Origin of the sequence: Microcoleus sp. Pol12A5 (assembly GCF_036701435.1) — a bacterium.
Classification (GTDB): domain Bacteria; phylum Cyanobacteriota; class Cyanobacteriia; order Cyanobacteriales; family Microcoleaceae; genus Microcoleus.
The window spans coordinates 1-15,657 of record NZ_JAUBQU010000137.1 but is presented as its reverse complement, the minus strand read 5'-3'; the positions used below and the strand labels follow the sequence as shown (position 1 = coordinate 15,657).

The 15,657-nt window shown below is 46.4% G+C and carries 10 protein-coding genes and 2 pseudogenes; 2 read left to right on the top strand and 10 right to left on the bottom strand.

Annotation, left to right across the window (positions count from 1 at the left end; all coding sequences use genetic code 11):
- Both QUA45_RS24565 and QUA45_RS24560 read right to left on the bottom strand, forming a co-directional pair.
- Positions 1–277, bottom strand: a pseudogene (locus tag QUA45_RS24565) (cytochrome b6-f complex iron-sulfur subunit); the annotation flags it as partial.
- Between the two features lie 21 nt (positions 278–298).
- Positions 299–514: a DUF2892 domain-containing protein gene (locus QUA45_RS24560; protein WP_333222362.1), complete on the bottom strand. Its 216-nt coding sequence runs from the start codon at positions 512–514 to the stop codon at positions 299–301.
- A 1,115-nt stretch (positions 515–1,629) separates the two neighbouring features.
- On the opposite strand from QUA45_RS24560, the gene psbA reads away from it, so the two are divergent.
- The gene (psbA, locus tag QUA45_RS24555) at positions 1,630–2,712 is read left to right on the top strand and encodes a photosystem II q(b) protein (protein WP_333100860.1); all 1,083 of its coding nucleotides are present in this window, start codon (positions 1,630–1,632) and stop codon (positions 2,710–2,712) included.
- 146 nt (positions 2,713–2,858) lie between these two features.
- On the opposite strand, the gene hcp is transcribed toward psbA, so the two are convergent.
- From hcp to acsF, 4 genes are all read right to left on the bottom strand, one after another.
- Complete coding sequence (gene hcp, locus QUA45_RS24550) at positions 2,859–4,508, bottom strand: hydroxylamine reductase (protein WP_333222360.1); 1,650 nt, start codon at positions 4,506–4,508, stop codon at positions 2,859–2,861.
- Between the two features lie 251 nt (positions 4,509–4,759).
- Entirely contained in the window at positions 4,760–6,157 is a 1,398-nt protein-coding gene (gene hemN, locus QUA45_RS24545; protein WP_333222358.1) for an oxygen-independent coproporphyrinogen III oxidase, read from the bottom strand.
- A gap of 86 nt (positions 6,158–6,243) precedes the next feature.
- A complete protein-coding gene (locus tag QUA45_RS24540) occupies positions 6,244–6,990 on the bottom strand; it encodes a heme oxygenase (biliverdin-producing) (RefSeq protein WP_333222356.1) in 747 nt (248 codons plus the stop codon).
- An 11-nt stretch (positions 6,991–7,001) separates the two neighbouring features.
- Positions 7,002–8,078, bottom strand: a complete 1,077-nt coding sequence (gene acsF, locus QUA45_RS24535) for a magnesium-protoporphyrin IX monomethyl ester (oxidative) cyclase (protein ID WP_333222354.1) — start codon at positions 8,076–8,078, stop codon at positions 7,002–7,004.
- 271 nt (positions 8,079–8,349) lie between these two features.
- Between acsF and QUA45_RS24530 the strand changes: the two genes are divergently transcribed.
- Entirely contained in the window at positions 8,350–8,751 is a 402-nt protein-coding gene (locus tag QUA45_RS24530) for a helix-turn-helix domain-containing protein (RefSeq protein WP_333222352.1), read from the top strand.
- Between the two features lie 102 nt (positions 8,752–8,853).
- Here QUA45_RS24530 and QUA45_RS24525 read toward each other — a convergent pair whose 3' ends face one another.
- From QUA45_RS24525 to QUA45_RS24510, 4 genes and pseudogenes are all read right to left on the bottom strand, one after another.
- Positions 8,854–10,542 carry a glycoside hydrolase family 44 protein gene (locus tag QUA45_RS24525; RefSeq protein ID WP_333222351.1) on the bottom strand — a complete coding sequence of 563 codons (1,689 nt, stop codon included), beginning with the start codon at positions 10,540–10,542 and terminating at the stop codon, positions 8,854–8,856.
- Between the two features lie 173 nt (positions 10,543–10,715).
- Entirely contained in the window at positions 10,716–13,682 is a 2,967-nt protein-coding gene (gene gcvP, locus QUA45_RS24520) for an aminomethyl-transferring glycine dehydrogenase (protein ID WP_333222349.1), read from the bottom strand.
- Positions 13,683–13,992: 310 nt separating this feature from the next.
- A complete protein-coding gene (gcvH, locus tag QUA45_RS24515) occupies positions 13,993–14,382 on the bottom strand; it encodes a glycine cleavage system protein GcvH (protein ID WP_333067642.1) in 390 nt (129 codons plus the stop codon).
- A 354-nt stretch (positions 14,383–14,736) separates the two neighbouring features.
- Positions 14,737–15,657, bottom strand: a pseudogene (locus QUA45_RS24510) (transposase); the annotation flags it as partial.

The window sequence follows — 15,657 nt, the reverse complement described above, 5'->3', positions numbered from 1 at the left end:
CTCTGACAGTGAGGTAGGTAGGTTCCCCAGCCAATCCGGCAACTAAGGCGCGAGTTCCAGGGGGTGCTGCTAAAATCTGGCTAGCCGGAATCAGATTCCCGTGAATATCTTTAGCCAGAAGCGAACCATCTTCACTCCCCTCTGCTGGCGGGACAAAGAATTTAGCGCCAGGATAAAGAGCCGCAGTAGCTGTGGCGGCGACAGCGGCTCCTGTGAGAAAGTTGAGTAGCTGCCTTCTGGACATTAAAGGATTGTCGAGTGGGATACTTTCTTCCATTTCTCATCTCCGGGTGCAGACTTAATGTTTTTGGGGATGCTGGCTTTTAGTATTAATGCCTAGCAAGCTATAGAGTGGACAAGTTCCAATTAAAGCTGTCAGAGCAGGAATAATCGAAATAATTGCCAATCCGATTCCTAATGCCGAACCTCCATAAACACCAAAGCCGAGGTAAAGTAGTACGCCTGCTAAACTAAAGCGGATGAGGCGATCGAGCATACCAACATTATTAAACATGGCGCTCCTCCTTGAGAGACTCGAAAAATTTTTACTTTTGAGTTGGTTCATCGGGTCGGTTGTGAATACGAAAAAACTCTTTTCTGATGTGCGATCGTTGTTCAAATAAGTCAGGATCTTGATGAGAATTGAGCAGGTAACGGAGATATCCACGCAAGACTTGCCAGTCTAGCAATACATGAACAACAGTTACGCATAGAGCAATAACACAAACAATAAAATGTACATCTCCCCCATTGGGATCTAGTTAAACTTAGGAACAAAGGTAGCCGCCCCGTTCCATATCCTTTGGGGGAAAACTCCAAAATAAAGCCAGTAATTGCTGCTAGACTCCAGACAACAAGCAACGTCAAAGCAATTGTTGCTCGAACATAAGTCAATAGATGAATTTTGCGCCTGCGTGCCATAGAGAACCTCCCAATCGCCTGGATATTTTTGCCAGCGATCGCTAATCAGAAAAAACAATCCACAATCTCCAATGGTCTTCTGGGTTCGACCTCAGTTTTTGACTGGTCATAAGGAATACTAATTCGATCTAACAAAGGCTCGATTGCCACAGCCTTAGCATTCAAATCGCAATCCTTAAACGGGTCATAACCGCCTTCAGGCGTGGGATGAGCTTAACTCAGGTTCGGTTCCACCACCATATAACCAACCATCTTACAGAGATCGAGTCTGCCGACAAGATAGTTACCTTCAAGCCCCTATAGTTACGGCGAGTAAAAGATTGGGGACGGCTAATAGATTGAAGACATTCTGAAAAAAATGTTAAATTTTCGCGGGTACGATCGCAATGACTTATTAACTCATTCAACACTGATTTGGATGCACTACCGAGTTGCTGATGCGGTCTAATGTTCTAGCGTTCTTTCGATGGGCAAAAAACAACATCGTAATATTTTTTTTAGAATTGTCTAAAGTTCAACATTTGAGCCAATGCTTTACCCCAAGCAACTATGAGACAGCACCGGTAACTGACTTGTAGACGAGAGAGGATTCAAGTAAAAATGTTTTGGCAGGAGCGCGAATTAAATAGCTTCAAAAAAAAGCGATGTTATTTAATTCTTGTTTCTGAGCCAGATTACAATATCACTTTTCCTCATTTTTTTGAAATCATGACAGCTATCTTCAAACAGCGCGATCGCGCTAATGTTTGGGAGCGATTCTGCAACTGGATCACCAGTACAGAGAATCGAATTTATATTGGCTGGTTTGGAGTCCTCTTAATTCCGACAGCCCTAACCGCAGCCATTGTCTTTGTCCTCGCCATGATTGCGGCTCCCCCCGTGGATATCGACGGGTTGCGGGAACCTGTATCCGGTTCGCTGCTATACGGTAACAACATCATCACCGCGACGGTGGTTCCTAGCTCCAATGCCATTGGCTTGCACATTTACCCAATGTGGGAAGCCGCTTCCCTGGATGAATGGCTTTATAATGGCGGTCCCTGGCAACTAATCGTGTTCCATTTTCTGATTGCGATCTATGCCTACATGGGTCGGCAATGGGAACTGAGCTATCGGTTAGGAATGCGTCCCTGGATTGCAGTTGCCTACTCTGCTCCTGTGGCAGCAGCAACATCCGTGTTATTGATCTACCCGATCGGACAGGGCAGTTTCTCAGACGGTCTAATGCTGGGAATTTCTGGAACCTTTAACTTCATGATTGTGTTCTCTGCCGAGCACAATATTCTCATGCATCCCTTCCATATGTTGGGTGTAATAGGCGTGTTTGGGGGTGCGTTGTTTAGTGCCATGCACGGGTCTTTAGTAACCTCCAGTCTGGTGCGCGAAACGACCGAACAAGAGTCTCAAAACTATGGCTATAAATTTGGTCAAGAGGAGGAAACCTACAACATTAAGGCAGCCCACGGCTACTTTGGACGGCTGATCTTCCAGTATGCCAGTTTCAATAATTCCCGCGCTTTGCACTTTTTCCTGGCTGCCTGGCCCGTAGTCGGAATTTGGTTTGCCGCACTGGGAATTAGCACCATGTCTTTCAACCTGAATGGACTCAATTTCAATAATTCCATCCTAGACAGCCAGGGACGACCGATTGCCACCTGGGCAGATATCCTCAACCGTGCCAATCTAGGGATTGAGGTCATGCACGAGCGCAATGCCCATAACTTCCCCCTGGATTTAGCTTCAGCAGAAGCTCAACCGATCGCCCTAGTGACTCCTGCCATTAAGAGCTAAGCGGTTGAACGACAAGTTTTCTATAAGTGCAATAGCACCCCATAAGGGGTGCTATTGCACTTTAGAAGAGATATAAATGGCAAAGATCGCGGCTACACCAACAAAGCCCCAAAGGTTGCCCAAGGTGTGAATACTAGGAATCAAGATCAGCTCAAGCAAGCTGCCAGATCGGCATCAGGGGTGGTAATGGGCTGCAAGTTATATTGCTCCGATAGGAGCTTGAATACATTGGGAGAAATAAACGCCGGTAATGTCGGCCCTAGGCGAATGTTTTTAATCCCCAAATGCAAGAGAGTTAGCAAGACGGCTACTGCCTTCTGTTCGTACCAGGACAGAATCATGGACAGGGGTATATCGTTGACACCTACCTCCAAGGCATTGGCTAGGGCTACAGCAATCTGAATCGCGGAGTAGGCATCGTTGCACTGACCAACATCCATCAGGCGGGGTAGTCCGTCAATGTCGCCCATTTGTCGATCGAAGAACCGAAACTTGCCGCAAGCTAGGGTTAGCACGACACAATCATCAGGCACTTTTTCTACGAACTCGGTGTAGTAGTTGCGATCGGGTTTGGCTCCATCACAGCCCCCCACCAGGAAGAAATGGCGAATTTTACGCTGTTTCACAGCCTCAATGATTTTATCTGCCACCCCCAGGACTGTATTGTGGGCAAAACCAACTGTGACTTCCCTGGGCGGTGCATCTTCAGTAAAGCCGGGAAGTGCCAGTGCTTTCTCAATAACGGCAGTAAAATCGGGTGTGCCATTGTCGATCGCACTCAAGTTAATAATGCCGGGATAGCCGACGGGGCCAACGCTAAAGAGTTTATCTTCATAATAGGAATGGGTTGGCATTAAGCAGTTGGTCGTAATCACGATCGCACCGGGGAACTTGGCAAAATCCTTGGTTTGGTTCTGCCAAGCAGTGCCGTAGTGACCGTAGAGATGGGGGTACTGCTGTTTGAGTTTGGGATAACCGTGGGCGGGCAGAAGTTCGCCGTGGGTGTAAACCGTAATTCCAGTGGCTGCGGTTTGCTTCAGTATGGCTTCGAGTTGTTTGATGTCATGTCCTGAAACCAGAATCGCCTTCCCTGGGCGTGGATTGAGGGGAACAGGCGTGGGAATAGGATGTCCGTAGGTACTGGTATGTCCGGCATCCAACAGTTCCATCGATCGCAGATTAATGGCTCCCACCTCAAGAGCAAGATTCACCCACTCCTGCAAGCCCAAGGTTTGGTTATCGAGAGCGACAAGTGCCTCGTAAATGAAACGATACACCCGCTCGTCTTCCTGGCCAACTTCGTAGGCGTGGAAGGTGTAGGAGGCAAGACCCTTAACCCCATATAGCACTGTGAGTTTGAGTGAGAAAATATCCACATTCGAGGCAGACTGACTGAGGAACTGGAGGGAAATCTGCTCACCCTGCTCAACCAGGCTGTCGTCAAAGTTGGGTTCCCAGTTGGAAATTTCCGACCAAGTAGGTGGAGTGTCACTTGCTTGCTGCACTTGAGCCTTGAGGTTGGCGCGATGGGCGATCGCTTCCTGGAGATACTCAACAAACCGCTTTTCCGAAAAGTTGACATTCGTCATCGTCGCAAAAATCGCTTCGCAGGTGAAGACATCCACTGCATGGGTATCAATGTCTAATTCCTTTGCTTTCAGGGCAATCGGAGCCAACCCGCGCAGATAATAAATCAGCAGATCTTGGATAGCATTCACCTGGGGACTTTTCCCACAAGCACCAAACTGATGGCATCCTTGTCCGCTTGCTGTTTGTTCGCATTGTTCACAGAACATTAATTTTTCCTTGTTGAATTGGTTATAATTTACGCAACAACTCGGTTATGAAAGTATTTATCCGTCCCTAACTATGTTAACAAATCTGAGTTAACAACTCTGACAAGCGAATTTCCAAGGTGGTACAAGCCCCCGGATTTATCCGTGGAATCAATCCCAAATCTCAAATCGAAAATCCTCAATCCCCCGCATTTATCCGTGGGGTCAATCTAAAATCTAAAATCTAAAATCTAAAATTGATTGACGATGATTCATAGGGACTTGGAAAACCGTTTGCTTGAGTGGGGGATGAGATAGCTATCAAACACCGATGCAATATTCCGAATTAGCAAGCGCCCGATCGCAGTTACTTCAATCCCATCGCCCCAACGTTTGATTAACCCATCAGCTTCTAAGGCATCGAGTTGGAGAAGTTCCTTGGCGAAATAGTCATTGAAATCGAGATCGAAGCCGAGATGGTATTTTTCTTCCAAATCTTGCGCCGACAGTTGGAATTGACACATCAATTCCATGATGACCGTGCGCCGAATCAGATCGTCCTGGTTGAGTCGAACGCCTTTTTCGATCGCTAATTCACCCGCATCGATCGCCCGATAAAAGTCTTTTAATCCCTTGTGGTTTTGGGTATATACATCCTGCAACATACTGATGGAAGTCATGCCAAAGCCCAACAGATCCGATTCGGGCTTAGTGGTATAACCCTGAAAATTCCGATGGAGTTGACCCGCTTGTTGGGCGATTGCTAATTCATCATTGGGCTTGGCAAAGTGATCCATGCCAATAAACACATAGCCATTTTGCGTCAGTTGGGCGATCGTACTTTGCAGAATTTTCAGCTTTTCGCCAGCAGTCGGCAAAGCAGATTCCGGCATCCGTTTCTGAATCGGTTTGATCCAGGGAACATAGGCAAAATTAAAGACGGCAATGCGATCGGGATTTAATTGCAAGGTCTTCTGTACCGTTTCCTGGAATGTTGCTTGTGTCTGGAAAGGTAAGCCGTAAATCAAATCCACATTGACACTTTCAAACCCTGCTTCCCGAATCCAATCCATCACATCAAACAACATCGCTTCCGGCTGCACCCGATTGATTGCTTGCTGCACGGTGGGATTAAAATCCTGAATACCAAAGCTAATCCGATTGAAGCCTAATTGTCGCAGAAATAGAATGTATTCGCGATTGATATAGCTAGGATTGACTTCGATCGATATTTCTGCCGCGTCATCGAACCGAAAATATCGATTTAACTGGTTCCAGAGACACTCTACCTGACTTCGATCGAGATAGTTGGGCGTGCCGCCGCCCCAGTGCAACTGATGCACCAGCCGATCGGCATCCACCAAACTGGCAACTTGGCGAATTTGGCGAGCGAGATAGCCTAAATAGGGTTCTGCTACCTCTTTGCGCTGGGTAATGATGGTATTGCAGCCGCAGAAATAACAGGGGGTTTCACAAAAGGGGATGTGGCAGTAAAGCGATAAGGGGGTTTGTTTGTGATTGCCGACGGCGATCGCGGTTTTAAATGCGTTGCGATCGAAGTCAGTGCTTAATTCTGTGGCGGGTGGATAGCTGGTATAGCGAGGTAAAGGCTGGTTGTATTTATTCAACAATGCAGCATCAAATTCAACCGTTTGTGATAAGTGTTTCATTAACTGATGTGTCCTTCTGTTGTTGTGTAGATTCAGAACTCCGGCATATTTTAGAGATACGATCGATCTTGTTTTCCTTGGGCGCTCTATTTCGCGACAGATTCTCGCTGGGCACCATAAGAGTGGCGTTCTGTGCTGCCGGGGCGATCTTGCCGAGTTAGCAAATCAAAGGTATGGTCTCCAATCGCCGCTTTCACATCGGCTTCGAGTTCGTGCATCACATCCCGGTTGAGGGCAAATGCCGTATTTGCTTCTGCGACAATTCGCTCGATCGTGTCAGCATCCACCGGAAACTCATCCAGGGTTTGGCGATAGCGTTCCTTAAATACTCGCCTTGCTTCTGGTGTCGAGATTTGGGAAAATTCATAGAAATTTGTTCCTCGATCCGGCGGCAGAGACAACGCCGATCGAATCACGTTTTTCAAGCTTTGTCCGCCGGATAAATCACCCATGTAGCGGGTGTAGGCATGGGCAATCAGCAGGACTGGATCGGTTTTTGAGAGGGTTTGAATGCGATCGCGATACACACAACCCGCTGGCGAAGCCGTAATTTCCTCCAGCCAATTTTCACCGTAATAAAAAGCTAGATCGCCAGCCAGATTCTCAGTGCGATTTAACTCAGGGAAATAGAGAGTCCCGATAATCGGGTGGTTGACATGGTTCTGCAAAGCCGTTTCTAGGGCGCTGTAAACAAAGTACAAATCGGCAAATAGTTTACGCAAAGGTTCCGGTTCCACAATGCCTTTGAGAAAGCATTTCATAAATGCCGTATTTTCGGCTGTGGTGTGGGATTGCATCGTGCCTTCTCGGAGGCGTGTCGATAGATTAGTCATGGCAATATCTCCTAATTAATAGCGGTTCTGGACGATTCAGCATTAATCGAGGGCAGTAAATAAAGGCGCAACAACTGCCACACGATGGCACCAATCCAGGGTAATTTCTGACAAAACTGGATTGCGGCAGGGCGCTGGTTACTTGAGATTTCTGCTAGCTTCTGATTGGCGATCGCGCATCGGTCTAAACGGGCAAAGAATTCTGGATGGTGAGTATCTAAAATAGTGGGAAACGCCCGTTTTGCCGTTTCATTGGTGTGATGAATCACCTGCTTGTTATATTCCTGGGGGTCGATGCCGATCGAGTCATAAAATGTGGAACGTTCCAACACCGTCATTGTGTGGGTAGCAAACACCGTCAGTAGGAAAAACCGCGCCCAGAGTCTTGCCTTCCAGTTATTCCAAAGCTGAGGCTGCGATCGCAACAATGCCTTAAAGAAATCCCCATGCCGATTTTCGTCCTGGCACCAATTCTCGAAGTAGCGAAACAGGGGATAAATTTGATGTTCGGGATGTTGTTCGAGATGGCGATACACCAAAATATAGCGCCAGTAGCCAATTTTTTCCGACAGATAAACAGTATAAATTACCCATTCTGGAGGGAAGAAGGTGTAGGTACGATTTTTTGTTAAATAACCCAGATCGAGAGACAAGCCAAAATCCGTCATTGCCTTGTTCAAGAAACCGGCATGACGCGCTTCATCCCGTGCCAGTAAACTAAAGGCTTCCGATAACAACGGTTGGCGATTCTTAAGTTTGCGGGAAAGTTCTTTGAACAACAGAAAGCCAGAAAATTCAGAGGTACAGGAGCGCTCTAGAAAGTCAATAAATGCCTTGCGCGTTTCGCCATCAATGTTGTCCCAGCATTGCTCAAACTCTTGATTGCGGACAAAATGGTGGCGGTTGTAGTCCGCGCGCAATTCTGCTACAACTGATTCTAATTCCGCTTGTTGCCCGGACAGATCCATTTCGGCAACGGCATCAAAATTGGTGGTGTAAAAGCGGGGTGTTAACAGGGTTTCTTGAACAGGTGCTTTAATGCCGGATGGCAGACCGGCAGACTCCGATTTACTAATTGAACTGACCATAGGAGTGGAGAGTGGATTTTTCGGAACTGATGACTGTGAACCAGATTGCCTTAATCCGCGATCGCCCACAAGTCAGTTACCAGTGGTATCCTATAGTTACTTTAGGTAAAGCATTGAAGCAAACAGGACGCTTGAGCCATTTCTAAAGAAATATTAATTTTCGGGTTTTTCAAATCAAAAAAACGTTACAAACATTTTAGAAGTCCAACCCAGCGTGAGATTGCGATCGCGCAGTTATCTACCCCTGGAATATCCATTGTGAAGGGAGTTTATGATGGAAGCAAGTCAGTGCATAGAGGTTAAATGTCCGATTCAATTTGTGCTGGATTTGTTGGACAATAAATGGTCAATTTTAGTTCTACGCGAACTGTTTGGAGGCGCAAGGCGTACCCACGAATTACTCGCGGCACTTCCTGGCATCAGCACCAAAACCCTCACCCAACGCCTGCGAGAGTTGGAATCTCAAGGATTAGTCGATCGCCGTGTTTATGCCGAGATTCCGCCCCGTGTAGAATATTCCCTCACGCCCAAGGGTCGCCAAATTCAACCGGTGATGGCAGCCCTGCATCAAGTAGGATCGCAGTGGCTGGGACAGGAGAGTTGTGTTTGTCCGCTAACACACTCGGATGCTGAGGACGATCGCATGGACGCTTCAGGTCTAATTTCAAATTAAAAATGTCAGAATTATTCATCTCTCTCTTCTCTTCCTCAGTGTCCTCTGCGTCCTCTGCGATTTAATCATTCCGGTTCTGGGGCGTGAATTCCGTGGGTTAAGTTAAGAATTAGCCTTGGGAATAGCCACCAAAGTCATAGAATTAGCTGGGTAAGTTGCCTGGAATCCACTATCACTGACACCTAAATCGCTCTGACGGACGATCGCTTGCAAATTCGCCTCACTGTAAGTGTAAAATTGAGCTTTCCCCGCCGGTTTAAATCCTTTCAAACTCAATTTGCTGGTCAAATTTTGGTTGGTTTTATTAATAATTACCAGCGTCAGAGTACCATCACTGCTGCGATCGGCTGCGTAGATTGACAAAAGTCCTTGATCTTGGCTAAGCGATCGCACCCATGTATCCCCATACTTACCGCCTTTTCCGTCGTAATTCATGTACATTCGGAAAGCATAAGCGCCGGGTTCCGAAGACTTGGGAGGCCCCCACAGCGTCGCTAAATCCACTTGTTCCCGCCCAAAAATCCCCAGTACGTCGGCTTGGGCTAAGGCCCCGTTAATCGACTCTAAACCGCCCCAATTGTATTCAGTAATGGCGACTTTTGTACCTGGATAATCCTGATTTACCCACTCTCGAAACCTGGGAATAATTGTTATGGGCGGATTGTATTTTCCTATCCAACTTTCATCAGTATAGGTAGCATCCCACAGAGAACGAGTTGATCGCAGTCGCAGCGCTTGGGTGTTGGCATCGCCGGCGGGACAATTGGCCAAACAGGTATTGTCTGCCGCAGGATAGTAGTGTTCGTCGAAATAGTCGAGAATCCGAACACCTTTTTGCTTTTCATAAGCGCGCATTTGTTGCAAGTACCACCGCGCAAACCAGACACCGCCGTGTTTTTCGCGATCGCCTTTTACCAGAGAATCCACATAGACAGGCCAGCCAAAATCCGACGGCCCGAGTACCTTAGCAGTGGGATCTGTAGCTTTTACCATTGAGGCGTATTGGTAAGTGCGATCGCGCAATTCTTCGTAACTTGTCGCTTCCGGATGAACATCGCGGTGAGTATTTCCCCAGCCGCTTGGTTCGTTGTCCATTTGGTAAATTTGCACACCGCTGTTAGCAGCATTACCGTGGGTTTTAATTAAGTGTTGAACCCAAGCTTGTTGAAAATCTGGGTCGCTAATAATACTGACATCAAGACGATTATTATCAGTTATAAAAGTACCGTCGGGATACTTACCGTTACCGCACTTATCGCCTTCTGGAAAAATGTATGAATTTGTTTTTTCTTGTGGCCCGTATTTCGATACTCTAAACCCGCAGTTCCAAGTGCTAAATTTATTTACATAGCCAATCATTGGAATTGTAACAATACTTTTGCTGCCGTTTTGGCGGTTGGTTTTGACAATTTTATCTATAGAATCGCCGGGAACAGGATTTTTATTGTCGCCACCACCCACGAAAAAGAAGTCATCGCCGCTGTTGGAAGAATCGACTAACCAGTTGTAGCGGCTGGTGTGATTAGCCCCCCAGCGTTCTACCGGAATTCGTAACTCTTGCGCGAGTGTGGGATCGATCGCATAATCATTCATACCATAGATGTCGGGGCTGATGGAATGTGGATCGGCTGTAACATCAACAGACAAAGCTGGGCCGATAGTTTGGGCGATCGCCATTGTGATGTAAGCTGGTGTTGCTACCACCCCAAAAGTAGCCAAAACACCTAACAATAATAGGGTAATCCAACGCGGTTTATTTTTGCGAACAAGCCACAAAAATCGTCTCTTCATTTTTTATTTTACTTGGGACTTTTTTGATTCTTGTATTACATTGTTTGGCGCGCATTTATCTAGGTTAATAAGCTGTTCTACCTTTATATTTAACTTTTTGGGCGGGATAGAAGCACCCCACAAGCGTATATGTGTAAGGAACCCATAGCCCACCCAGAGAGAGTTATTTAACCTTAAGTGTAAGCCTCCATTGGTAAGCAAGAACAGACAAAATTGCGATCGCCAAACGCATTATCTATCCGGCCCACCGCCGGCCAAAACTTATGTTCGCGAGTCCAAGAGGCCGGATAAGCCGCTTGCGCGCGAGTATAAGGACGATTCCACTCATCTACCATCAGAGATTCTGCGGTGTGCGGCGCATTTTTTAAGACGTTATTTTGCGCGTCAACATTACCTTTTTCAATCTCCGCAATTTCGCCTCGAATCGCAATCATCGCATCGCAAAAACGGTCTAATTCCTGCTTCGATTCGCTTTCCGTCGGTTCCACCATTACCGTACCAGCAACCGGCCAAGAAACCGTCGGCGCGTGATAGCCGTAATCCATCAACCGTTTAGCGATATCTTCGACTTCAATAGCCGCCGATTTTTTGAGCGATCGCAAATCCAGAATGCACTCGTGCGCCACTAAACCAGCTTTCCCTTTGTACAAAACTGGATAATAAGATTCTAACCGTTGGGCAATGTAATTAGCATTAAGAATTGCTACTTTTGTCGCCTCAGTTAAACCCACTCCTCCCATCATCCGAATGTACATCCAAGAAATAGTCAAAATGCTAGCACTTCCCCAAGGCGCGGCGGAAACAGCACCAACTGTTGACTGTTGACTGTTAACTGTCAACTGTTGACTGTTGACTGTTGACTGTTGACTGTTAAGAATAGAATGACTGGGCAAAAATTCTACCAAATGAGACATTACCCCAATCGGGCCCATTCCCGGCCCGCCACCACCGTGAGGAATACAGAAAGTTTTGTGCAAATTCAAGTGGCAAACATCAGCACCAAAATCACCGGGGCGGCACAAACCAACTTGAGCATTCATATTTGCGCCGTCCATATAAACTTGTCCGCCGCAGTTGTGGACAATATCGCAAATTTCTTTAATTTCTTCCTCAAAAACGCCGTGAGTTGATGGATATGTCACCATCAAAGCCGCCAGTTCATTTTTGTGCTTCTCGGCTTTTTTATGTAAATCTGCGACATCAATATTACCCTGAGAATCGCACTCAACAGCAACTACTTTCATCCCCGCCATCACCGCGCTAGCCGGATTTGTACCGTGGGCTGACTGGGGAATCAAACAGATATTTCGGTGAGATTCGCCTCGGTGTTCGTGGTATTGGCGAATAACTAACAAACCCGCGTATTCGCCTTGGGAACCAGCGTTTGGCTGCAAAGAAATTCCCGCAAAACCTGTGATTTCTGCCAGCCACTGTTCTAGTTGCACGAACATCTTTTGATAGCCGCGAGTTTGATCGCGGGGTGCAAAGGGATGTATCTTGCCAAATTCCCCCCAAGTCACCGGCATCATCTCTGCTGTTGCATTCAATTTCATTGTGCAAGAACCCAAGGGAATCATCGATGTATTTAGCGATAAATCCTTGGCTTCTAAACGGTGCAAATAGCGCAAAAGTTCAGTTTCTGAATGGTAGCTGTTGAAAACTGGATGACCGAGATAGCTGCTGGTGCGATCGCAAAAATCTGGTAAGGTCAGATATAAGCTCAATGCGTCTGCATCCAGCGGAATTTTTAGAGCATTCTCCCCGTCAGCCCTGATATAATCTTTATCCTGTGCAAAAATTTTCCACAACTCTTGCACATCTTCAACGGTGACAGTTTCATCTAAAGTTATTCCCACTGTCGAATCATCGAAAACTCGGAGATTAATTTTGCGAGCTTTAGCAGCTTCTAGAAGTTCTGACAGCGGTTTATCTCCCAATTCTACCCGCAAAGTATCGAAGAAAGGTTGAGAACCAATTTTGTATCCGAAACTTCTTAAACCGGATGCCAAAAGTGCCGTTAAACTCCATACTTTCTCAGCAATATCTTTGAGTCCAGACGGGCCGTGATAAACAGCATACATACTTGCCATCACTGCCAGCAAAACTTGAGCAGTACAAATATTGCTGGTTGCTTTTTCGCGGCGGATGTGCTGTTCGCGAGTTTGCAAAGCCAAACGTAAAGCAGATTTGCCGTTGGCATCTTTAGAAACGCCGACAATTCGCCCCGGAACTTGCCGTTTAAACTCTTCTCGCGTGGCGAAATAGGCGGCGTGGGGCCCTCCGAATCCCATCGGCACTCCGAAGCGCTGAGTGCTTCCTACGGCTATATCCGCGCCGAATTCGCCGGGGGGTGTGAGCAAGCAAAGGCTCAAAATGTCGGCGGCTACTGTGACTAATGCGCCGACTTCGTGTGCCGATCGAATAAAATCGGTATAGTCGTAAATTGCGCCGTCTGTGGCGGGGTATTGCAGGAGAGCGCCGAAGATTGTACGATCGAACTCAAAGCTTTGATGGTCGCCGACAATTACCTCAATTCCCAACGGCTTAGCGCGAGTTTGCACAACTTCCACAGTTTGAGGGTGGCAATCTTGGGAAACAAAAAACGCTTTTGCCCCCTTTTTGCTGGCGCCGTAACTCACCGCCATCGCTTCCGCCGCCGCAGTCCCTTCATCCAGCAAAGAAGCGTTGGCAATTTCCAAACCCGTGAGGTCAATTATCATGGTTTGGAAGTTCAGCAAAGCTTCCAATCGCCCTTGAGCAATTTCGGCTTGGTAGGGAGTGTAAGCTGTATACCAGCCGGGATTTTCTAGGATATTCCGCTGGATGACCGGGGGAGTTATGCAGTCGTGATATCCAGTCCCGATGTACGATCGAAATACCTGATTTTTTGCAGCAATTTCCTTCAATTCTGCCAAAGCGCTGTACTCGCTTTGCGCTGCGGGAAGTTGTAGCGGTTGAGAAATGCGAATCGCCGCTGGAACCGTTTTGTCAATCAACTCATCGAGGCTGGAAATGCCCAAAACATTGAGCATTTGCTGGATTTCGCTGGGTGTCGGGCCAATGTGCCGCCCCGCAAAACCATTGATGGAGGAAAGGTTTTGCTGCTGGTTGGGTTCAAGTTGAGGGCTGTAGAGTACCAAGGCGGATTCTCCTGAATAGACTTTTGCTTCTTTGTTTGTAACATTTTGCTAAGAAAACCAGGAAGATTTTCTGCCTCTATCAAAGTCCGACAGTCTGACAGGGGTTGAAACCCCTGTCTCATAGCTAAAGTCGTCGGTCGCCGACTTTAGATTAAGGCGCACTTATCGCCACTCCCCGCGCAACTGGTTAGTATTTCAGTCGTCTAAAGACGACTTGTGCTAAAAGCCCCGTGGGTTTCAACCCTGGCGGATTGTGGAGGAATCAACGAGCCCTATGCCCAAATTCCCACTCAAAACTCCCAACTCAAAACTATTCCCCTTCGACCATTTGGCGATACTTCTCGGCGGATAAAGCGTCATCGACTTCGCTGGTGTTGTCAACGCGCACTTTCAGCAGCCACCCGTCCCTGTAGGGGTCTTCGGCCAAATTTTCGGGAGACTCTACAATGTCATCATTGCGTTCTACGACGATACCGGTAACTGGTGCTTTCAAGTCTTCAACCGCTTTCACTGATTCGACTGTACCGAAAGCTTCGCCCTTTTCCAACCCTGCACCGACTTCGGGTAAATCTAGAAACACGATATCGCCGAGTTGGTCAACTGCAAAGGCACTAATGCCGATGGTGGCAATTTCGCCTTCGAGTCGGATGTATTCGTGGGTGTCTAGGTATTTCAAGTCATCGGGGTATGTTAGTGCCATGTCTTTTCTCGCAATAAAAAAGTATTAGTTAAATCTTATTCAACTATGAGCCTTTAGTGATGGCTAACTCGCACAAAAAAAATATCAAACGCTTGCTTTTCGGAGAATTTTCTGTCAAACGACTTATGCGCTCTATAATTTTTATTTACGCATTTCTGTGTTTTTACGGTTTCTTTTTTTCAGAACGGCTAATTTTTCAACCTCCGCCATCTAGCCAGAGCGATAGCAGGGAATTTATCAAAGTTAGCTCAGCTAATGGCGTGAAAATTTCTGCTGTTCATTTTCCTAACTCGCAAGCTAAATAGGGCTTGCTGAATAAGTTAAGAAAAATCGCTATCGCAATTAATGGGTGATTCAAGCTCGGCGAAACATAATTTTTTGTTGACTATAACTTGCCCAGTTATAGCTTTTAGTAATGATTGCTCAGTCAACAGGTGTGATTTTTGGTTTTTGACATAAAAACACACAAAAAACCCGTCTTAACCAGGTAGAAAGGTTCATTACTAAAAAAGTAATAGCAATAGCTGTACCAGAAGTATTATCAAGTTTTGCCATCACGCGATTCAAGGTGAATCTTCTTTTTCGCAAGTCCCAAATTTTCCCTCAATAGAGTTACGAATTCTCTCATCTTCCCAGGCTTGTTTCTTTGTTTCCTTACTGACATTTGCTGGTGGCCTTCCTAACGGAGGCCCACTCATTCTAATTCCTCTTTCTTTACACCAAGCTCGGTTTTCCCTTGTTCGATAAATGCGATCGGCATGGACTGATTCTGGGTAGTATCCTGTGTAACTTTTAAATGCTTCTATTTGGGCTTTTAAGTCTCCCGATTCGTTAAAATTCTCCCAACTTATTCGGTCTAAAAACACATACCTATCAAAGCAACTCGCTGACAGTTTAGCTCCAAACTCTACAGGTTTTCCTGCTTTACCTCTAATAATGGGACGGATGTGGGGTTGACTTACACTTACTATTCTGTCCTCAATACTCTGTTTGTTATTTTCAAATAACCAGAGTTGTTGGCGATAGACTTCTGTGAGGACTAGCAAAGTTTTATATTGCTTTTTGGTCAGACTTTCCAGAGTCGCACCTGATTCGATTAGCTGATCGATATGAGCCAAATTTCTTTTGATATATTGCAGTTGTTTTTTAATTGCTTGGATTTTTTTGTTTCGGGTCGGTCGTCGTTGTTTGGCTACTGCTAAGTAGTCTTTTCTGGCTATTTTTCGGTAGGTTCTGGGTTTTTTCTTGATTTTTACTGTGAGAGATTTATAGAGA